Annotated in this window: 16 protein-coding genes; 2 read left to right on the plus strand and 14 right to left on the minus strand. The window is 50.1% G+C overall.

Annotated elements, in window-relative coordinates:
* Nucleotides 1-137: 137 nt before the first annotated feature.
* Genes ACO0LG_RS27270 through ACO0LG_RS27280 form a run of 3 tightly spaced genes read right to left on the minus strand, consistent with a single transcriptional unit; the run spans nt 138 to nt 7,046 of the window.
* The gene (locus ACO0LG_RS27270; protein ID WP_423031390.1) at nt 138-3,128 is read right to left on the minus strand and encodes an EAL domain-containing protein; all 2,991 of its coding nucleotides are present in this window, start codon (nt 3,126-3,128) and stop codon (nt 138-140) included.
* Nucleotides 3,129-3,135: 7 nt separating this feature from the next.
* The gene (locus tag ACO0LG_RS27275; RefSeq protein ID WP_423031392.1) at nt 3,136-6,174 is read right to left on the minus strand and encodes a response regulator; all 3,039 of its coding nucleotides are present in this window, start codon (nt 6,172-6,174) and stop codon (nt 3,136-3,138) included.
* Nucleotides 6,175-6,203: 29 nt separating this feature from the next.
* On the minus strand, nt 6,204-7,046 hold the full coding sequence (locus ACO0LG_RS27280; protein ID WP_423031394.1) for a substrate-binding periplasmic protein: 843 nt from the start codon (nt 7,044-7,046) through the stop codon (nt 6,204-6,206).
* Nucleotides 7,047-7,426: 380 nt separating this feature from the next.
* Between ACO0LG_RS27280 and ACO0LG_RS27285 the strand changes: the two genes are divergently transcribed.
* On the plus strand, nt 7,427-7,747 hold the full coding sequence (locus tag ACO0LG_RS27285; protein ID WP_423031396.1) for a hypothetical protein: 321 nt from the start codon (nt 7,427-7,429) through the stop codon (nt 7,745-7,747).
* A 684-nt stretch (nt 7,748-8,431) separates the two neighbouring features.
* Here the strand turns inward: ACO0LG_RS27285 and ACO0LG_RS27290 are convergent.
* Nucleotides 8,432-9,313, minus strand: coding sequence for a leucine-rich repeat domain-containing protein (locus ACO0LG_RS27290; RefSeq protein WP_423031398.1), 882 nt, complete (start codon nt 9,311-9,313; stop codon nt 8,432-8,434).
* 121 nt (nt 9,314-9,434) lie between these two features.
* Here ACO0LG_RS27290 and ACO0LG_RS27295 point away from each other — a divergent pair, with 121 nt between their 5' ends.
* Entirely contained in the window at nt 9,435-9,650 is a 216-nt protein-coding gene (locus ACO0LG_RS27295) for a DUF4287 domain-containing protein (protein ID WP_423031400.1), read from the plus strand.
* A 79-nt stretch (nt 9,651-9,729) separates the two neighbouring features.
* Here the strand turns inward: ACO0LG_RS27295 and ACO0LG_RS27300 are convergent, their stop codons facing one another.
* The 10 genes from ACO0LG_RS27300 to ACO0LG_RS27345 form a co-directional block, all read right to left on the minus strand.
* Nucleotides 9,730-10,830 carry an ABC transporter ATP-binding protein gene (locus ACO0LG_RS27300; protein WP_423031402.1) on the minus strand — a complete coding sequence of 367 codons (1,101 nt, stop codon included), beginning with the start codon at nt 10,828-10,830 and terminating at the stop codon, nt 9,730-9,732.
* Between the two features lie 11 nt (nt 10,831-10,841).
* A complete protein-coding gene (locus tag ACO0LG_RS27305) occupies nt 10,842-12,386 on the minus strand; it encodes a glycoside hydrolase family 3 protein (protein WP_423031404.1) in 1,545 nt (514 codons plus the stop codon).
* Nucleotides 12,383-13,210, minus strand: coding sequence for a carbohydrate ABC transporter permease (locus ACO0LG_RS27310; protein ID WP_423031406.1), 828 nt, complete (start codon nt 13,208-13,210; stop codon nt 12,383-12,385). Before ACO0LG_RS27310 ends, ACO0LG_RS27305 begins: the two co-directional genes overlap by 4 nt.
* A complete protein-coding gene (locus tag ACO0LG_RS27315; protein WP_423031408.1) occupies nt 13,207-14,100 on the minus strand; it encodes a carbohydrate ABC transporter permease in 894 nt (297 codons plus the stop codon). Before ACO0LG_RS27315 ends, ACO0LG_RS27310 begins: the two co-directional genes overlap by 4 nt.
* Nucleotides 14,097-15,368, minus strand: a complete 1,272-nt coding sequence (locus ACO0LG_RS27320; RefSeq protein WP_423031410.1) for an ABC transporter substrate-binding protein — start codon at nt 15,366-15,368, stop codon at nt 14,097-14,099. Before ACO0LG_RS27320 ends, ACO0LG_RS27315 begins: the two co-directional genes overlap by 4 nt.
* Before the next feature lie 140 nt (nt 15,369-15,508).
* Complete coding sequence (locus ACO0LG_RS27325) at nt 15,509-16,519, minus strand: SIS domain-containing protein (protein WP_423031420.1); 1,011 nt, start codon at nt 16,517-16,519, stop codon at nt 15,509-15,511.
* Nucleotides 16,512-17,639 (minus strand): N-acetylglucosamine-6-phosphate deacetylase, encoded by a 1,128-nt coding sequence (nagA, locus tag ACO0LG_RS27330; protein WP_423031412.1) that lies wholly within the window; start codon nt 17,637-17,639, stop codon nt 16,512-16,514. The genes ACO0LG_RS27325 and nagA overlap by 8 nt, the downstream gene beginning before the upstream one ends.
* A complete protein-coding gene (locus tag ACO0LG_RS27335; RefSeq protein ID WP_423012110.1) occupies nt 17,636-18,370 on the minus strand; it encodes a GntR family transcriptional regulator in 735 nt (244 codons plus the stop codon). The genes nagA and ACO0LG_RS27335 overlap by 4 nt, the downstream gene beginning before the upstream one ends.
* A gap of 22 nt (nt 18,371-18,392) precedes the next feature.
* Nucleotides 18,393-19,337, minus strand: coding sequence for a BadF/BadG/BcrA/BcrD ATPase family protein (locus ACO0LG_RS27340; RefSeq protein ID WP_423031414.1), 945 nt, complete (start codon nt 19,335-19,337; stop codon nt 18,393-18,395).
* A gap of 274 nt (nt 19,338-19,611) precedes the next feature.
* A partial coding sequence (locus ACO0LG_RS27345; RefSeq protein ID WP_423031422.1) for an ExbD/TolR family protein occupies nt 19,612-19,748 on the minus strand: 137 nt, incomplete at its 5' end.

Here is a 19,748-nt window from a genome sequence, read left to right on the forward strand (position 1 = left end):
CATATAACTATAAAAATTTACTGCGACTGAACATCGCTTCATGGCACATGCATTTAGCTTTGCTCATCCTTTGAATGTGAAGTTCATCGACAAGTTTTTAGTGCAATTTCAACGTCTGCCTTTACGAGGAGACAAGCTCAACTTTGCGTTTCATTGTTATTCAACTCTGCATAGCGCCGGAAGCCATCGCGTACTGCATCCAGTAAATCCTGTTCTTCCCAGGGCTTGGTCAGAAACTTATAAATTTCTCCGCGATTGATCGCATCAGTCAGACTATCCAGACCAGTGTAGCCGGACAAAACCATGCGTATCGCCTTGGGGTGCAGTTTACGAGCGCGTGCCAATAATTCTGTCCCTGTCATCCCAGGCATAATCTGGTCAGTCAGTATCACACCCACGGGATGCAAAGCCAGCAATGCCAGGGCTTCTTCAGCACTGCTGGCAAGCAGCAGATGATAGTTTTCACGGAGGAATAAGTGTGACAACGCAGACAAAATACTTGCCTGATCGTCCACCAGCAACAATGCCAGGCGCTCCTCTTCTTCATGAATCTCCCGCGCAACATAGGTACGCAGGAAATTCGTCATGTCCTCAACTGACAATGGTTTACTGATCAGATACCCTTGCATGACATCACATTGCAAGGCACGCAGATAGCGTGCCTGACCTATGTCTTCGACTCCTTCAGCAATCACTTCCAGGCCCAGACTATGGCCCATAGCTATGATCGCCTTGACGATGGAAGCATTACTGCTATTGCTCGTCATGTCACGCACAAAAGCCATGTCAACCTTGAGTTTGTGTACCTCCAACTGTTGCAAATAGGCGAGCGAAGAATAGCCAGTGCCAAAATCATCAATAGACAGACGTACTCCCAGCTCTTTTAAATCAGCCAGGGATTTGAGTGATTGCTCCTGATCTAGCATGATGCTGCTCTCGGTGATTTCCAGTTCTAGCTGGTCCGCTGCGATACCGGTTTCTTGCAGAGCTGTCTGCACGGTTTCAAGTAAATGCCCACGGCTCAACTGCAGCGCAGATACATTGACGGCAACCTGCCGCAAACGCAAACCTTGATCTGACCACTGCCGTATCTGCTGGCAAGCCTTGTGTAGAACCCAGGCTCCCAATTGCACGATAAAACCACTCTCTTCGGCAAGGGGAATAAAATTATTAGGCGGTATCAGGCCACGCACAGGATGTTGCCAGCGCACCAGCGCCTCCAGTCCCACAATCTGACCGCTGATCAAATCCACCTGAGGTTGATAGTGCAAACGTAATTCATCGCGTTCTATGCTGCGGCGCAAGTCTGCTTCCAATGTCAGTCGCTCTTTGGCCCGGCGGCTCATATCAGAAGAAAAGAAGCGCAAGATACCACGACCCTGCATCTTGGCCTGGTGCAGCGCGGCATCAGCATTGCTTTGCAAGGATTCGGTATCACTACCGTCATTGGGATACAAAGCAATACCTATACTGGCACCGACATACACGCTATGGCCTCCGAGTTGAAAAGGCCTGGCCATCTCTTCTATCACGCGCTGTGCCAGCAAATCTACCCAGGGCGTGCCATCCCCTGGTTGCAGGATGATATTGAACTCATCGCCGCTGATGCGCGCAATAGCATCAATATCGGGGAGCAAGGTCTTAAGGCGTTTTGCTGACTCTATCAGTAATTGGTCACCCAGACTATGACCCAGGCTTTCATTGATGGTTTTAAAATTATCGAGGTCAATGAAGAGCAAGGCAAATTGCGTCTGCTCACGTTCAGCATATTGCAAGGCATGAGTCAACAATTCATGAAATAGGGCGCGGTTGGGCAAGCCTGTAAGCGGATCACGATTAATAAAAAAGTCCAGCTTTTCTTCCGCATAGCGACGCTGGGAAATATCACGGTGCGAGCCGCGCAAACCCAGGTATTTACCGCTCGCATCGTATACTGTCTTGCATACATGCTCGATCCAGCGCTCTGTCCCATCCTTGGCTTTTATGCGAAAAATCAGTGCCGCACTATTGGCATCATTCTCACCATTTGTAACGTTTATGTCGTTTGAATTGCTTGATTTTGGCCCATGTAATTTCCACTGCGCCAGATCATCAGGGTGAATGATCTTTTCTATCAGCCCGGCATCTGCAAAAAACTCTTCCGGGGTATAGCCCGAATCTTCCATACAAGCCGGGGATACGTAGAGATAGCTGCTATCGGGCGCCATCCAGTATTCCCAGTTAGGCGAATAATCAGCCAGGATGCGGTATTTTTCTTCGCTCTTGATCAGCAAGGCCGTACGCTGCGCCACCAGTTGCTCCAGAAAATGTCTGAGCCTGGCCAGTTCCAGATGTATGCGCACACGCGCATGTACCTCATCTATGTCAAAGGGTTTGGTGATGTAATCGGCACCACCGACATCAAAGCCTTTGAGTTTTTGTTGCGTGGTATCAAAGATGGTGACGAAGATAACAGGGATGCGATTGCCTGCAGCGGTGGCCTTGATACGCCGGCAAACTTCATAACCATCCATGCCCGGCATCATAATATCCAGCAAAACCAGGTCCGGTGGCGTTGCCCCAGCTACCATTTCAATTGCCTTGAGACCGGAATTAGCTACCATGATGCGATAGCTGTCTTTTAGTGCTTCCAGCAATTCATGAATATTTTCCGGTACATCATCCACCACCAGCAAGGTAGGCGGGTGCGCCGGATCAGTATGGCGGGTGATATCAAAATTGATAGGGTAGCGGCGATAGCGCTGCAATTCGAGTTGTATGCGTACGCGCAGCAGCAAGAGATCTGGATTGACGGGCTTGGTAATGTAATCAGCCACGCCCAGGGTCAGACCGCGTGCCTCGTCACCTGCATCTGAAATGGCAGTCACAAAAATCACCGGGATGTCTGCCGTCGCTGGATTGGATTTCAAATGCACCAGGACAGAGTAACCATCCATTCCCGGCATTTTTATGTCCAGTAATATCAGGTCCGGATGGGGAATCCGTTGCGCCAGCTCCAAAGCTTTTTCACCCGTGCTGGCAGCGATGATGGCAAACTCATCACGCAACATATTCATCAAGCCATGGAGATTTTCTGCCACGTCATCGACGATGAGTATGCGCTGGCGGCTATTGGCAATGTCGGTCATGATACTGTCACTCAGTAGTTGGACTTGCGTGTTTTTTCAAATCATTGAGCAGGGTCATTGCGGCGTCAATATCAAATACATCGACCCTGGCTGCAATAGCCTCCATATCCACTTCCAGATGAGTCCCCATTACACCTGCCCGCAGTTCACTCAGCACTGCCTCGACACTACCTAGATCATACTCCAATGCTTCACCTAGCTGTTGCAATAGCACATGGACTTGTTTGGGATCCAGTTTCGTGGGCGCGGGGACAATAGTTACTTCTGCCGCGCTGGCCATACGGTCAATATCAGCAAACAAGTCTTGCAACAGGATATGCAGCTCATCGAGTTGGTCCTGCCCAAACATTTCCCCCTGCTTAAGCACGGCATCCATCTCAGATATTTTGTTATGCAAAGCAACGGCAGCAATATTTCCTGTTACCCCTTTGAGCATATGACAATATTCTTCTGCCTGTTGCACATCTTTTTGCTCCAACAATTGCTGTATACGGCTGGATATATTCGCATAATTCCCTCTGAACCGGTGCAACTGTTTTACATACGCAGAAATTTTCCCTCCTATACGGCGGATGCCCTCGCGCGCATCCACGCTACTCATCAACAACAGTTCTGGCGGGATTTCAAGCGGCGTCCGTACCGCCATTTGCTCGCCTGGCCTGGGCTCTGTAACATGTATCCATTTCGCCAATATTGCCATCAACTTATCTGGCGCAATGGGTTTGGTAACATGATCATTCATGCCTGCCGCTTGCGTCTTTTCTGCATCCTGCGCCATTGCCAGCGCAGTTGTCGCGATGATGGGAAGCTGTGCAAAGCGTGCGCTGCCATCAGCCTTGTGCAAGGCACGTATGTGCCGTGTCGCCTCCAGCCCATCCATGACAGGCATCTGTATATCCATCAATATGGCATCATAGTCGCGTCTTTGCACTTTCTCGATTGCTTCCTGGCCATTGACTGCCTGATCGACATCAATTCCCTCGCTGCGCAGCAACTCAGTGACAAATTCGCGGTTGATATCATTGTCTTCCACCAGCAAGATACTGGCACCAGCCAGTTGACCGCTGACCGCAAGGTCAGGCGTTGTTATGCGTAGCCTGTCACCAGAACCCAAAATGCGTGCGCGGCCAAGCACGGTCAATATGCCATCCAGTAATGTGGAAGGCGATATCGGCTTGATGAGAAAGCCATCCACGCCGGCTAATTCGGCAAAATGTATGACGTCTTCGCGGCCATGAGCAGTCACCATGATGATTTTGGGTTGTGATTTGATGACAGTGTCAGCATGTATGTGCCTGGTCACTTCATCCCCATTCATTCCTGGCATGCGCCAGTCTATCAAGACCAGGTCATAGGTTTTGTCACCTGCATTTCTGAGCATTTCCATTGCACTGGCACCATCTTCTGCAGTGTTGACATCAACATGAAAATAGCTGAGCATTTCTGTCAGAATTTCACGCGACACCTGATTGTCATCAACCACCAGTATGCGCAAATCATCCAGTAACCGTCCAGTCTGTTCTTTCAGGGTATTGGCAGCAGTTTGCGACCTGGTCGCTATTTTCAGTTGCACGGTAAAGCAAACGGTGGTGCCCTTGCCTATCTCGGTATTTTCTATCCAGATTTCCCCGCCCATTAACTCAACCAGGTTTTTACTGATTGCCAGACCCAGTCCGGTACCACCAAAACGGCGTGTGGTGGACTGATCGGCCTGGGTAAATTTGTTAAACAATTCATTCCGGATATCCGCAGCAATACCTATGCCTGAATCGCGCACATACACTTGCAGTTTGACATCTGTATCAGTCAATGACAGACATTGAAAACCCAGCTCCACCTCACCATGTTCTGTGAATTTGACAGCATTGCCACACAAATTCAGCAAGACCTGCCCCAGTCGCAAAGGATCTCCTATCAGCACAGGAGGGATGGCAACATCATAGCGAATCAGAAACTCTACACCCTTATGCTCAGCCTGATAACTGATGGTATCGCCAAGTTGCTCGAGCACGGCTTCCAGTGAAAACTCAATTTGCTCCATCTCCAGCTTGCCAGCTGCTATCTTTGAAAAATCAAGTATGTCATTAATGATGCCAAGCAATGAACGGGCTGCCCCTTGCGCCTTGCTCAAATAGTTGCGCTGTACGGGGTTCAGATCACCCTTAAGCGCGAGATAAAGCATGCCCAGCACTGCATTCATGGGCGTGCGAATTTCATGACTCATATTCGCCAGGAACTGCCCTTTCGCAAGATTGGCAGACTCAGCCTGTTCCTTGGCCGTTTGCAACTCCTGGGTACGCTCAATGACATTTTTTTCCAGATTGCGATTCAGTTCATCCAGCTCCTGCAAGGATACAAATAATTGCTGCCTACCCTCATTGAAAGCCTTGACCAGCTCGCCAAGCTCGTCACGATAAGGATAGATAATATCTTCCATAGGCATATCGCTGGAACGAAAACGCCAGTTCGCTACTGCAGTGGCAACCGTGGTCACAGAATTAGATAAACGATAGCGTATGGTCCACAAAAAAATCAGCCATAAGGCACTGGTGACAATAATAGAATTGAGTAGCACAATCAGGAAACCGTATTTGACACGATCCCAGATAACGCCGTGACCAGAATACAATTTCAATTGGCCGAGCAAGCGGCTGTCGCCACGCGGAGCATGATAAAAAAGAGGAATGACGGTACGTTTGATCTGTCTGGTAAAAAGCCCGGCTGGCTGTTGAGTTGCTGGTGGCACACTCCCCATTTCCAACAAAATTTCTCCCGCAGCAGTTTCTATCTGCACACCAGTCACAATGGCATTTTTTGTAGTGCTTTGTACTATGCTTATCAATTGAGGACGGTCCAGTTCCCATACAGCACTGCTCACATGCGGAGCAATCGTCTGCCCCAGCGAAGCCAGATCGCCCTCAATATCACGGCTGACGCTGACATATTGGATCAGTAATTGTGCGGCCGTCATGCTGATGGCAACCAACAGATACCATGGCAACATCGTGTACAACAAGCGTCGGGAAAGCGTCTGCGCCAGGAACATCTTTTTCCTTCAAAGGTTGACATTACCCGTTAGTGCCACCACCAACGGGTATCGGGTTCAACTGTACCTGCAGGCAAGACCGGATTGCTGAGCCTGATCAACTGGCGCTTCTCTCCTGCGAATTGCTTTATTTCTTTTGCATGATAAGACTCGAATAACTGGCGAAATGAACCATCTGCCAAAGCCAGTTTTAGCCCGCGCTCTATTCTCGATGCGAGTAGTTGATTGTCTTTGTTAACCCAAAAATAAACCGGGTAAGGGAAATACAGTGCCTTGCTTTTTTCTGCCGTCAACTGGGGAAATTGCTCTTTATGTTTTTCGATTTCCAGGTAGGCTTCATTCAAGCCGCGCGTAAATGCATCAAAGCGTCCTGCCGCCAGCATGCCGAACAGGTTTTCATAGTTAGTCGAAGTCACGACCGTAAATCCATTGGCACGCAAAATCGGTAAATCAGCCCATTGACTATTCAGGCCAAACGTGAGTTGCTGGCGTAATGCCCGTTCGTCCATCATGGCGATTCCGGCCTGGTCTGTTTTGCGGATCACCAGAACACGATAGCCGATAATGCCGCGCAAAATATCGATCTTAACAGGCAACATCTGCGCCTCGCGCTCAGCATTGGTACCCAGTGCTATGACATCAATCGCGCCGGACTGTAATAAAGAAATGCCGCGATTCTGGGTCACTTCTTCAGCAAAGGGCTCCAGCCGGACACTGGTCGCCTCATCCCGCGTATGTGCAAGGGCCAGTTCAAGTAACTTCCAACGGTATTCATAGATAGGTCCAACCGGGAAATATTTAAGACTGGATTTCAGACCAGCCTGATCTGCGGACGAGTTTGCGAATGAAAGCGAACTGACACAAAGCAGCATGCAAAAACAGGACGCTGGCATGGATTGCAGCAGCCCAGATATGACGCTATTCAGACAGCGGCACCACGCAGCCGTGCACCCAAGGTGCTTCAGGGAAATGTGTACAGCAACGAGCATGGGTTTCCCACTTTCAGACTGTTCTATCTTAAGTTGCCGATAATACATTGATTGTGCCTCGATGCAGTATTCTCTAATTGTCCGAATATCACAAGAGCAACTTTCATTTTTTTGCTGATTTCAACACAGATTTGTCGACAGACTTGATTTCTTTATTGACACTGAGTTATGAGCTTAGGAATTTTTGCGTCACACTATCTTGCCTTGCACGCCAAAGCGAACTCGCCGCAACATTACATTCAACACAATTGTCTGATTTTTGCATGCAATGGCCGCGTGAAGAAAAACTTGCGCTTTGGACAACCGGCGAGTGGAAAGAAGTGCGCGTCAAAGGCGACCGAAATGCCGACGACTCCTCAGTGGCCCGCATGCGGGCCATAGCAGATGCGCGCATCATTTTCAAATCATTGATCGATGTCAGACAGGAACTGGCAGATGGCAGGCTGGTGGCGCTGCTGACAGATTGGGAGACTGAGGCTTACTGGCAGCATGCACTGCTGCCCAATAAGCGTTTTATACCTAACCGGGCGCGGGCGCAGATGGAGTTTTTGGGAACTAAGTTCAGCGGTTCAAATGCGAATTAACAAGCTAAAGGTAATTGCCTACAAAATACTTTGGGGGACGAATCTGCATACGCCACAGGTCCATTTACCATCAAACTAATCAGACTATTGCTAACCCTGTTTGAAGCAGTACTTCGTTAAATACTTTGACGATATTTTAGGTAATTTAAAAACGGTAAAAAGCTGTAAATGAGAAAAAAGATTCTCATCAAGTGAAATAAAACGGTCATAACATCTGATTCGGTAATTAATAATCCAATCTGAGCTGTTAATATAAACATTGCTCCAGCCGAAATATAATCAAGCCAAACAATATACGGCGCAACACTGACAGTCAAATTCGCCCGAGAATCAAGTTCTATCATTTTCCGACCGAAATTAAGTCGGCAAAATACATAAATTAATTGCAGAATGCTAGTAACAGTATAAATTGACTCAAAGTTACTATTGGCAGAATTTTGTATTAGAAATAATAATACTATTAAAATAAAACTATTTACAATCACGTACAACGGCAAATATCGGCGGTAGTGATGCCATTCCAAGGCAGAAATTTTGCGATACTTCTTACTTACAATTAAGGGAAAAAATGAATTAATACCTATTTCGTTTTGAGATGATAACAAGAGCATAAAATTCCAATTGCAGATTTCAATAATTTTCTAAAATTCTACTCTTAATTTGACGATGTTGGTTTAAAAATAATTAATCGAAAGCAGCGACTTTAGCTGCCTTAAAACCAGCCTCGTGTTTTTCAATTTTTGCCTTGTCACAAACTTCGCATAAAACGCGCGCACCTTTTCCAGTAAGCATCAGTTTCGATCCCGTTTTGCATTTCTCACATTGCCCAGCTCCTGATGCAGAAAAATCGATGTAAGGGTGGAACCATTTGCACTGCGCATTCGGTAATTTGGCAGAAAGCCAGGCATACTCTTCCATTGGAAGACGTCCTCCAACACCCAAGTACTGCAGTCCTTTTAAGCTTGCTAAAGCTTTAATCGATGCAATATGTGAAGTATCAATACAAAGTGATTTAAGCCAGGTCATCTTGGAAAAAGGCTCTATCGAACCCAGATTTTGACGTGACCACATACTCCCGGTAACCGACAAAGATTCAAGTGCTGTCAAATCCAGCAGCGGAGAAAAATCTGAAATCAATTTGAAATTTTCGATATCCAAAATCTTTAATTGACTTAGTTTTCGCAATGGTTCTAAAGAGTCAACTTTCGTGGAGCTTCCTATATTCAAGCGTCGCAAATTTTGAAGTTGTTCAATACCCCGTAAAGAGTTGAGATTGCTCCACTTGATTTGCAAATGCTCAAGAGCAGGCATTTTGCATGCCGCATCAAACACTGGTTGAGTTACATGAGTCCAAAGACTTAATCTACGCACATGAGTAAACTGCGGAAGTTTAGCGCTCCAAATTTTTATCACTTTCTTCTTTTCATTTTCGGGAACGGCACCAAGATCCCAGTGCAGCGCTAATGTTTCCCCTCCATCGTAAGCATCAGGATAAATAATCGACCTTGGCCAGGTAATGACAGCTTGCCAGTCTTCCAATTCAGGTAAATTACTTTGCTTGTTCATGTTGTTTTTTAGATGAAAATATATTCAATCCGAATGCGCTCGGTACCGTATGAACTATACCTTATGTAGATTGCCGCTTGTAGCCCATAAATCTCACTAGACCAAGGAAAGGAAATGTCATATGTCTGAAGAAGAAAAAGTCAAAGGCCCTGCATCATATTTCCCATCAATAGAGAAGAAATATGGCAAACCCATCCAGCACTGGCTAGATCTGGTTCAGCAGAACAAGGCTTTGAAGCACATGGAGATTGTTAGCAAGCTAAAGGCTGAACATGAGATGGGTCATGGTCACGCCAATGCGATCGTTGCTTATGCTTTGAGTGATGGCAAGAAATAATCTATCGGTTGTGCTGAGCGCCTTTTTGTCATTCTCTTTGAAACTATTTTACTAAATAATTTCCATCACCAGCCCGGTGTTACTGGCCTAACGCGACACCCGTGACATCAAACACATGACACCTATGACCCGGCAGTTGTATACAAAGATCAGCTCCCGCATACAGGTCTGAGGTATCCGCTGGCAATTTGATGGCAAACAGGTTTTCTTCACCTGCCAGCGTCGCATAGACGATTGCGGCATCCCCCAGATGTTCAACGAAGCTGATGCAGACTTCGAGCTGGTTGCTGTGTTCTGTGGCTTGTGATGCCAGGACGATGTGTTCTGCCCTAATACCCAGGCTGGCTTCGTCTCCTGCCTGTAAATTACTAGCATCAAGGTGGACGTTGATATGAGTACCTGCCGCCAGTTGCAGCTCTACTTCCTTACCAAGATTGCGCAGCACCCTGGCCTTGACGATATTCATTTTGGGTGAACCCAGGAAACCTGCAACGAAGAGATTCGCGGGTTTGTCGTAGAGTTCCAGCGGTGCGCCTATTTGTTCTATCTTGCCGCCGTTGAATACGGCGATGCGTTGGCCCAGGGTCATTGCTTCTACCTGGTCATGCGTGACGTAGATCATGGTGGCGGCGAGTTCTCTGTGCAGCTTGCTGAGCTCTATCCGCATTTGTACGCGCAGGCTGGCGTCGAGGTTCGATAGTGGCTCATCAAACAGGAACAGGCCAGGCTTGCGCACGATGGCGCGGCCTATGGCGACGCGCTGGCGCTGGCCGCCGGACAGGTCACGCGGCTTGCGTTGCAGCAGGTGGGTCATTTGCAGGATGCTGGCGGCGTGTTTCACTGCTTTGTCTATCTCAGCCTTGCTCATGCTGGTGAGGCTGAGGCTGAAAGCCATGTTTTCATACACGGTCATATGCGGGTACAGCGCATATGACTGAAACACCATGGCCAGGCCACGTTTGGCGGGCGGGATGTCGTTTGCCAGTTGATTGTCTATATGCAGTTCACCGGCGCTGATGTCTTCTAGACCGGCAATCATGCGCAAGAGCGTGGATTTGCCGCAGCCTGAGGGGCCGACAAAGACCATGAATTCACCATTGCGCACATGCAGGTCTATGCCTTGCAAAACCTGGTTATTGCCATAGGATTTGCTGATCTGCTGCAGTCTGACTTCGGCCATCCCTGATTCCCTTATGCAGCGGCGGTGGAGAAACCGGCAACCGGTATCTGGCCGCTGGCGACCACTTCTGCGGCGAACCAGGCGCGTGCAGCATCTATGGCGGGCGGTGCAAAGCCGTAAGTGATGAGTGCAGGGGCCTGAATGTCGAGCATTTGAAATGGGTTCCACAAAACCAGATGCAGGTCTGGCTTCCAGGTGTCGCGCACCTGTTTGCTGTAGCGTATGCGCACGGTCGATGCCAGCACGACGAAGCGACCATCATCTGGCAAGGCACCCCATTCAAAACTGTCGGTATTGTCAAAGGTGACGGTATCGACATCATACAAACTAGCCAGCATGGCGCTGACTTTTGCTGCAGGTATGCCTGCTTCTGAAACGCCATCACTGACCACGTCGGCGCTGATGATAAGGCGCAGCTTGCTGCCTTTGGCAGGCGGTTGTGCATTGCCCTGTATAGTCAAACCACGCTTCCATGCACTGGACATGAGGATACGGTCTGCCATATCGGTCTGGTAGGCAGTATCTATGCAGGGGTAAGTCTTGGTCAGGTCTGCCATGCGTTGCAGTTTTTGCTGTACATCTGCGAGAGACATCTGGCCGGACAAAATTACTTCGGTCAGGGCATTCAGGGTTTCCAGTTGCGTCTCTGTGGTGCCCAGCGCCATGACCATGTCGGCACCTGCCAGCAAAGCGCGCACTGCGGCATTGCCTACGCCATAGCGCCCTGCTATTGCATGCATGTCCATGCCGTCTGTAATCACTACACCCTGGTAATTCCATTGATCGCGCAGCAGACCGGTCAAGATAGGCTTGGACATCGTGGCCGGGTTTTCTGCATCCAGTGTAGGATAGACGATATGCGCGGTCATCATCGCGGGCGCATTGCGGCTGACTGCGATCTGGAATGGTGCCAGTTCCAGCGCCTGCAACTCTGCCAGGCTCTTATTTACCGTTGGCAGGTCACGGTGGGAATCAATATTGGTGTCGCCATGGCCGGGAAAATGCTTGACGCAGCAAGCCACGCCCTCCGCCAGGCTGCCATCCATCCAGGCCAGGGCCAGTTCACTGGCGCGCTCGGGATCAGAGCCGAAGGAGCGCTCAGAGATGACGGGATTATCGACATTGTTATTCAGGTCGAGCACAGGTGCAAAGTTCCAGTTGAAGCCCAGTGCCTTGACGCCGCGGGCAACAGCAGCACCCACCTGGCGACATAGTTCAGGATCATCGCTGGCCCCCAGCGACATTGCCGCCGGGGGCTGCGGTACCCAGGTGGAACGCACGACTGCGCCCCCTTCCTGATCGATACCGATCAGCGCCCCCTCCCCCAAGATAAGGCGCAGATCAGCCGTCAGTTTTTTCAGCTGGATTTCGTCGACCATGTTTTGCCTGAACAGGCAAATGCCACGGATATGATTGTCTTTTAAAAATTGCGCCGATGTCGTATCAAGACTAGTGATGGGCATGCGTATCATCACCAGTTGCCCGGCCAGGCGGCGTGCTTCTTCGCGTGTCAAGATCTGTTGCGTATTATTGTCTTGCTTATTGTCTTGCGTCATTTCACTGCTCCATCCATGCCGCGCATAAAAAAGCGCTGGGTAAATAAAAAGGCGACCAATATAGGTGCAACTGTCAAAATCGTACCTGCCGCTATCACGCGGATGCTACTGCCATAAGTGCCACGCAGATACAGCACGCCGGCAGACAGGGGAAAGTCTTCTGGCTTGCTGATGACGATGGATGGCCAGATGTATTCATTCCAAGCCTCCACCGCTGTCAATATGCACACCGTTGCCAGCCATGGCGTAATCAATGGCAAGACAATGCGGTAGAAGATGATCCATTCACTGGCACCGTCTACCCTTGCAGCGTCCAGCAGGTCCTGCGGCACTTCATCAAAAGCCTGCTTTAACAACAGTATGGATACCGCTGTCACAATATTTGGCAAGACTACGGCGGTATAAGTGTTCACCAAAGAGATCTTGGTCATGGTGATAAAGTTGACCAGGAAATTGACTTCAGACGGCAAAATCATGGTCGCCAGAATCACACCCATGATGAGCTTGCTGCCGCTGAACTGCATGCGTGATAAAGGGTAAGCGGCGAGTGAACACACGACCAGCTTGCCCAGCACTGTCGCTAAAGTGATCAGCAATGAATTTTTGTAGAAAGCGATGATGGGGATAACGCGGAAAGCCTCGACAAAATTATCCAGCGAAATGCCACGCGGCCAGAAGGTAGGCGGGAATTCAAACAGATTACCCTCGGTAGAAATCGCTACCACCAGCGTCCACCAGAAGGGGAAAATACAGATGATGGCAATCAGGCTCAGCGAGCCATATTGCGATGCTGTGCGCAAGATTTTATTGACGGATGTACTCATTTCCTGTGCCCTGGTTTAAGCCAGCGCAGGCAGACAACAGCAATCGCCATGCAGCACAGGGAGACGACGAAACTCGCAGCCAGGCCTCGCGGTAGCTTCAAATGTTTCAAGCCCTGGTCATAGGCGTAATATAAGGCCGTGAAGGTAGAATTCATGGGCCCGCCCTGGGTCAACACGTCAACTTCCTGATAAGCCTTCAAAGCCGCCAGTACCGACATAATGCTGCAGACAAAAATTGTCGGCTTCAGCATGGGCACGGTGATGCGCCAGAAGCGTTGCCAGCGACTGGCACCGTCCAGTATCGCTGCCTCCTGCATCTCGGCAGGTAGTGACTGCAAGGCAGCCAGGTACATCACCATATACCAGCCCAGGCCACGCCAAAAAGAGACAAACATCACAGCAAACAAGGCAAGTGTATCGTCCGATAACCAGCCCAGTGGCGCAGTAATCAGATGCAGTTTCAGCAGCACATAATTGAGTGTGCCCTGCTCATGGAACATAAAGCCCCACATGATGCCGACCACAGAAACCGTCGTCACCACAGGAACATAATAGGCCGCACGAAACCAGCGTATACCGGGCAATTGATTATTCACCAGCACAGCCAGCGTTATCGCCCCCAATTGCGTGAAGGGTACGACCAGCAAAAACAGCAAGGAATTTTTAAGCCCTGTCAAAAACATGTCGTTCGCAAACAAGGCACGATAATTGGCGAAGCCCACCCAGTGTACTTCGCGTATCAGGCTGAAATCTGTAAAGCTCAGGTAAGAGCCATACATGACAGGCCAAAAAGAAAACATCAGCAGCAACAACAAGGCTGGTGCCAGGAAGACATAGGCGAGCAGATTTCGCCGCTTGTTGCTTGCTGATAAAGAGCCATGCATACTCATGGCAGCTTCACCCCTTGCAACTTGCGGTTCCAGATAGCTACTGCCTCATCGAGAGCTTCTTGTATATCACGGCGACCAGTGACGCCAGCTTCGACCGCCTTGACCAGAAAACGGCGCAATTCATCATAATCATCAATGCCGCTGACATACAGGCTGCGGGCAGAATTCATGGAGTTTGCCGCCACTGCCAATGCCTGCTCTGATGCGCCAGCATTGGGTAGTATTTTTTTGAAATAGGGATTTGCCAGCGCTTGTTTGGTTGTTGGCATGACGCCAGCCTGGCGGGAAAACGCGAGTTGATTGGCATCACTGGTCAGGTAGCGGGCGAAGGATGCGACTTCAGGAATATCTTTTTTCTTTACACCTTTGGGTATGGCGAAATGAAACATCCAGCCACCGTCATTAATGCCAGTCGGCCCCGGAGGCACAGGGAAGATACCAGTCTGGGCATAAATTTCAGGTGCGTCAGTTTGTATGCGTTTGATGGCGGTCGGTGCACTGACCATGACGCCGAGGCGACCGCCCAGATAGGCATCTACTACGGCAGGGAAATTGTCTTCCGCAAATAATTTATCTTTTAAAAAACCACCCGCCTTGTAAGTCGTAGCCAATTTTTTGACCAGGGTCACATGGGCTGGCGAATTGAAAACAGCCTTGCCATCACGCATCAAATCCAGCCCTTGTTGCATGAAAAAACCATCAATCTTGCCGAGTGCTGGCGCATAACCAGGCTTGCCGGTCTTGAGAGAAATCATGATGGCCTGGGTCAGCAATTCATCCATACTGCGTGGTGCCTGGAAGATGCCAGCCGCTGCCAGTATCTTGCGGTTATAGGCTATCACATTGACGTTGCTGTAATGCGGGAAGCCATAGACCTTGCCATTGAAGCGCAGGTCAGCCAATGCGGCATCGGTGTAATCATTCGCAGCACCTGATGCTGCCAGCAAGGCATCGACAGGTTCAAGCAAACCATCACGCGCCATTTCTTCTGCCCAGGGCACGCTCAAATTGACCAGTGCTGGTGGCGTACCGGCAGCGATGGCGGTGATCAGTTTTAATTGCAGAATGTCCCAGGGAAAGTCCACCCATTCGAGCTTGATGCCGGGGTGCTGGGCTTCATAATTTTTGACGAGTTCCTGGAAATAGGGAATGAATTTTGGCTTCAGGCTCATGGTCCAGAATTCAATTTTCTGGACGGCAAAGGCATTGCCGTGCAAGCCAAAACTCAATAGCAGTACGCTCAAGAGCAAGCGTAATTTCGTTACCAAAAACACTCTTTTACACATACTCCCCAATATTTTTAAGCAATCTCGCATTTTAGTCATACCAATCTTGCCATTAATAAAAATACTGGGGGGCAGTATCTATTTTTTAAATTTTTAAAAAATAGTCTGCTGCTGTAGCTGCGTCAATTTGTCTTGGTGACTTTGCTTAAGTGCCTTGGCTTGTCCGGGTCCAGACCACGGGCAATCGACAGGTTCGCTGCCATCATGTAGAAGGCTTGAATTGCGACGACAGGATCAAGGTCAGGTGTTGCCGCAACTGGCAAAGTCAGGTTGCGTTCCTTGACATCTTCTGGTGCTGCCAGCAAGACATTCGCGCCACGGCCACGCATTTCTTCTGCCAGGGCTATCAGTCCTGCCTGTGCAGGGCCGCGGGTTGCAAAAATCAATAAGGGATAACCATCATGTATCAGTGCCATGGGGCCATGCTTGATTTCGGCGCCGCTGAAAGCTTCTGCCTGGATGACGGAAGTCTCTTTGAATTTAAGCGCAGACTCCAGCGCAACCGGGAAGCTGATGCCGCGGCCAACCACCATGATGCGAGATGCGGGTTGCAAGACTTCTATCGCAGGCGACCAATCAAGTTTTGTGGCTGCATGCAGGGATTCTGGCAGTTGATCTATTGCTGCCAAAAATTCTGCATCGTTTTGCCAGTGACCTGCCAGGCGTGCGCCTGCCACCAGCGAAGTGATAAAGCTCTTGGTCGCAGCCACACTCAGTTCCGGGCCTGCGTGCAATGGCATGGTCCATTCTGCGCTTTGTGCCAATGGAGATGCTGCGTCGTTGACGAGGGCAACAGTAGTCGCACCACCTTCACGGAAATAACGGATAGGTTCGACCACGTCAGGGCTTTGACCAGATTGTGAAATCGCAATTGCCAATGCATCTTTTGCTGCCAGCGGTGCCTTGTTCAAAGTCACCAAAGACATGGGCAGCGAGGCGACGATGCGCCCTACCCTGGCCATGATCAGGTAGGCTGCATAGTTGGCAGCATGGTCTGAGCTGCCACGGGCAACGGTAACAACGGATGTGGGCGGTTTGGCGCGCAAGTGTGCGCCAAGCTCGGCATAACGGTCACCTTCGTGTTTGAGTTGTTCGGCTACAAAATCAGCGGAAGAGCTGGCTTCCTTAAGCATCTGCGAGGTCAATCTTTTCTCCTTCTACATAAACAGCGATGAGGTTGAGCTGGCGATCCAGCACAACCAGGTCTGCATAACTGCCAGCCTGCAGGCGGCCACGCTCATTCAATCCCAGATAATCGGCTGCGTAGGTAGAAACACGCTTCGATGCATCTTCCAGGTCCAGGCCTATGCTAACCAGATTGCGTAAGGCCTGATCCATGGTCAGGGTGCTGCCTGCCAGCGTACCATCTTCAAGACGCACACCGCCCAGGCATTTATGCACGACCTGGCGGCCCAGCATGTATTGCCCATCCGGCATACCGGAAGCTGCAGTGGAATCAGTGACGCAATACAGATGCGGTATCGCACGCATGGCGGCCTTGATGGCACCGGGGTGGACATGCAACAAGTCGGGAATAATTTCAGAAAACTGCGCATGCGCGAGCGCTGCACCTACCATGCCAGGCGCACGATGATCGAGGCGCGACATGGCGTTGTACAGGTGGGTAAAACCGGTAGCCCCATTTTCCAGTGCGGCCTTGCCCTCTTCATAAGTGCCGAGGGTATGGCCTATCTGTACCTGCATGCCTATGGCTGTCAGCTCGCGCACCAGTTGCAGATGTCCATCCATTTCTGGTGCCACGGTGATCAGGCGTATCGGTGCGATTGCATCGAGGTGGCGCACCTGTTCCAGCGACCCGGTGTGAGCAAAATCTGGTTGCGCACCAAGCTTGCCGGGATTGATATACGGCCCTTCGAGATGCACACCGAGTATGCGGGCAGAACCGCTGCTGCGTTTATCTACCAGCGGCCTGATCGCCTTCAAGGCCAGTTCCAGATCCGACAGAGGTGCTGTCATGGTGGTGGCCAGCATGCTGGTGGTGCCGTGTTTGGCATGTTTGCGGGCAATGATTTCGACGGCATCACCAGCTTCCATGGTGTCCTTGCCACCAGCACCATGCACATGCAAATCGACAAAGCCGGGCAAGATGTAATGCAGGGATTCTGCATCAGCAGCATTCTCAACATCAGCATCGGCAGTGATGGTCTGCACTCTCTCGTCGAACACCAGAGAGCCGCGCACCCAGCCTTGGGGCGTCAGTATTTGTCCCTGCACTTGTTGTTGCAAGCTCATCTGAACAACTCCGCCACAAAGTCATAGTAATCACTACGGCAGTGAGAATGCGATAATTCTATCGCTGCGCCATTAGGAAGGTAGGCAACACGGGTAATGAACAACATGGCAGCGCCCTGCTTGATGTCTGCCAGGCGCGCCTGCTCAGCAGTCGCATTGACGGCGCGTATATGCTGCAAGGCGCGTGTCGGTGACAGGTTATGTGACTCCAGATAACCGTACAGACTGTCACTGACCAGTTTTGGATTGGGCATGTAGATTGCAGGAATGGTCGAACTTTCTATCGCCATCACGACATTGTCGGCAGTACGCAAACGCTTCAAACGGGACACGACGGTATTGGGTGACAAACCCAGCGACAAAATCTCTTCTGGTGAAGCGATACCGGTTTCGCGTGACAACCACCGCGATCCTGGAACAAAACCACGGTTGCGCAATTCTTCACTGAAGTTGGTCAGGCGCGACAGCGGTTGTTCAAGTTTAGGCGTGATGTAAGTGCCAGAGCCATGTTTGCGGGTCAGCATGCCACGCTCGCATAACATGTCTATGGCCTTGCGTGCGGTAACGCGTGAAATTTCCAGAGTGTCAGACAGCATACGCTCGGAGGGCAAGGCTTCGTCCGGCTGCCACAATCCGCTATGTATGCCGTTCGCAAGCTTGTTCGCCAATTGCAGATACAAGGGGGTAGAACTTTCTGCGTCAGGTTTAAAGTCTATCAATTGTGCCAGCATGTCTTTCTCTCTTTTTATGTATTTATTGGGCTTGCAAATGCTGTTGTATCAGGATGAGAGCCCCAACTGCTGAATCGGCTTTGGGCATTTGTATTCTCTCTTTTAAATCTGCTGGCAAATAGCTGGCTACTGGTGCGGCCAGACCGCCACACAGGGCGATGGGCAATACAGATTCCGGGTCTAAGGCCTGTGCCATGATGGCGACTTCTTTACCTGCTTCTAGCATGATCGCACGGGCGACCTCCACCTCGGGCGCAAAGCGTATCACCAGAGGTGCCAGTTCGGCATAACGAGTTTGATTGGCTTGTGCCAGCCAGGCGAATACCGCATCTTTATTGCCGCCGCAATGTATGAGCACCGCGCTGGCAAATGAATTGCTGGCAGCACGACCATCCAACACGCGTTGCAAATGATTGACAGCACGCATACCCAGCCATGCGCCACTGGCCTCATCACTGACAGGGAACCCCCAGCCACCGACTTCACGACGCTGGCCGTCAGGTAACAAAACTTCACCGACGCTACCAGTTCCCAACGCGATGATAGCGCCAGGCTTGCCGTCAAGAGCACCCAGCAAAGTGGTATAGGCATCGGTTTCTGCGCAGACTGCGCCAAAGCCAGGATTGAGCGCAACAAACTCCCTGGCCCAGTGAATATTATGGACACCAGCCAGGCCACAACCGACTGCGATATCGGCCAGTGCTGGCACATCCAGATTTGCAGTTGCAAAAGCTTGCTGAGTCGCCAGCAAAATGGATTGCCAGGCTTTATCCCTGCCATGTGCCAGGCCAGAAGGACCGGCACTGCCACGACCAAGTTCTTTGCCACGGCCATCGGCCAACACCACTCGCGTGCCAGTACCACCACCATCAGCGCCAATAAAATAAGAACAAGCAGGTTTTGCTGAGGGCTGCTCCGCAGTACCTGATGAATCAGCCGTAGAAAGATGTTCTGCCTGTTTGTTCATTGATAATTAAAAGGTGATAAAAATGATGATAAAAACGGTGCAATAAGTTATCCGGACAAATCAGATTCTGTACTTCTGCTACTATTTTAAGCCTTACTGTAAGTTTTTTTACTAGTGGATGTCAATAGGTATTTAAGTGGTATCGTTAAATTTAAATCCAGCCCCTTTATTTCCGCAACACTATTGCCATCCAGCACAATGAAACAGGCTTGTTAATCGCCCCATTCAATGCAAGCACCGTGACAACTTGTATTAGTACTTGCCATGAATATCTCTACTTCAAGAACTGCTCATTCCCGACCATGCCGATCTTGGTCACACCAAGACGCTGTGCCGCCGCCATGACCGCAGCCACAGACTTGTAAGGCACGACGGCAACCGGACGCAGATGGATCTCTGGCTGGTCACCTG

It is taken from the genome of Undibacterium sp. Ji42W (assembly GCF_049340405.1).
GTDB lineage: Bacteria > Pseudomonadota > Gammaproteobacteria > Burkholderiales > Burkholderiaceae_D > Undibacterium.

Bases quoted from the DNA above. Each gene is read 5' to 3' on its own strand.
- ACO0LG_RS27305 (WP_423031404.1), bottom strand. From the start codon at position 12,386: ATGACGCAAGACAATAAGCAAGACAATAATACGCAACAGATCTTGACA.
- ACO0LG_RS27335 (WP_423012110.1), bottom strand. From the start codon at position 18,370: ATGCTGGCACAATTGATAGACTTTAAACCTGACGCAGAAAGTTCTACC.
- ACO0LG_RS27270 (WP_423031390.1), bottom strand. From the start codon at position 3,128: ATGACCGACATTGCCAATAGCCGCCAGCGCATACTCATCGTCGATGAC.
- ACO0LG_RS27325 (WP_423031420.1), bottom strand. From the start codon at position 16,519: ATGCTTAAGGAAGCCAGCTCTTCCGCTGATTTTGTAGCCGAACAACTC.
- ACO0LG_RS27295 (WP_423031400.1), top strand. From the start codon at position 9,435: ATGTCTGAAGAAGAAAAAGTCAAAGGCCCTGCATCATATTTCCCATCA.
- ACO0LG_RS27285 (WP_423031396.1), top strand. From the start codon at position 7,427: ATGCAATGGCCGCGTGAAGAAAAACTTGCGCTTTGGACAACCGGCGAG.
- ACO0LG_RS27275 (WP_423031392.1), bottom strand. From the start codon at position 6,174: ATGTTCCTGGCGCAGACGCTTTCCCGACGCTTGTTGTACACGATGTTG.
- ACO0LG_RS27280 (WP_423031394.1), bottom strand. From the start codon at position 7,046: ATGCTGCTTTGTGTCAGTTCGCTTTCATTCGCAAACTCGTCCGCAGAT.
- ACO0LG_RS27315 (WP_423031408.1), bottom strand. From the start codon at position 14,100: ATGAGTATGCATGGCTCTTTATCAGCAAGCAACAAGCGGCGAAATCTG.
- ACO0LG_RS27290 (WP_423031398.1), bottom strand. From the start codon at position 9,313: ATGAACAAGCAAAGTAATTTACCTGAATTGGAAGACTGGCAAGCTGTC.
- ACO0LG_RS27300 (WP_423031402.1), bottom strand. From the start codon at position 10,830: ATGGCCGAAGTCAGACTGCAGCAGATCAGCAAATCCTATGGCAATAAC.
- ACO0LG_RS27340 (WP_423031414.1), bottom strand. From the start codon at position 19,337: ATGAACAAACAGGCAGAACATCTTTCTACGGCTGATTCATCAGGTACT.
- ACO0LG_RS27310 (WP_423031406.1), bottom strand. From the start codon at position 13,210: ATGAGTACATCCGTCAATAAAATCTTGCGCACAGCATCGCAATATGGC.
- nagA (WP_423031412.1), bottom strand. From the start codon at position 17,639: ATGAGCTTGCAACAACAAGTGCAGGGACAAATACTGACGCCCCAAGGC.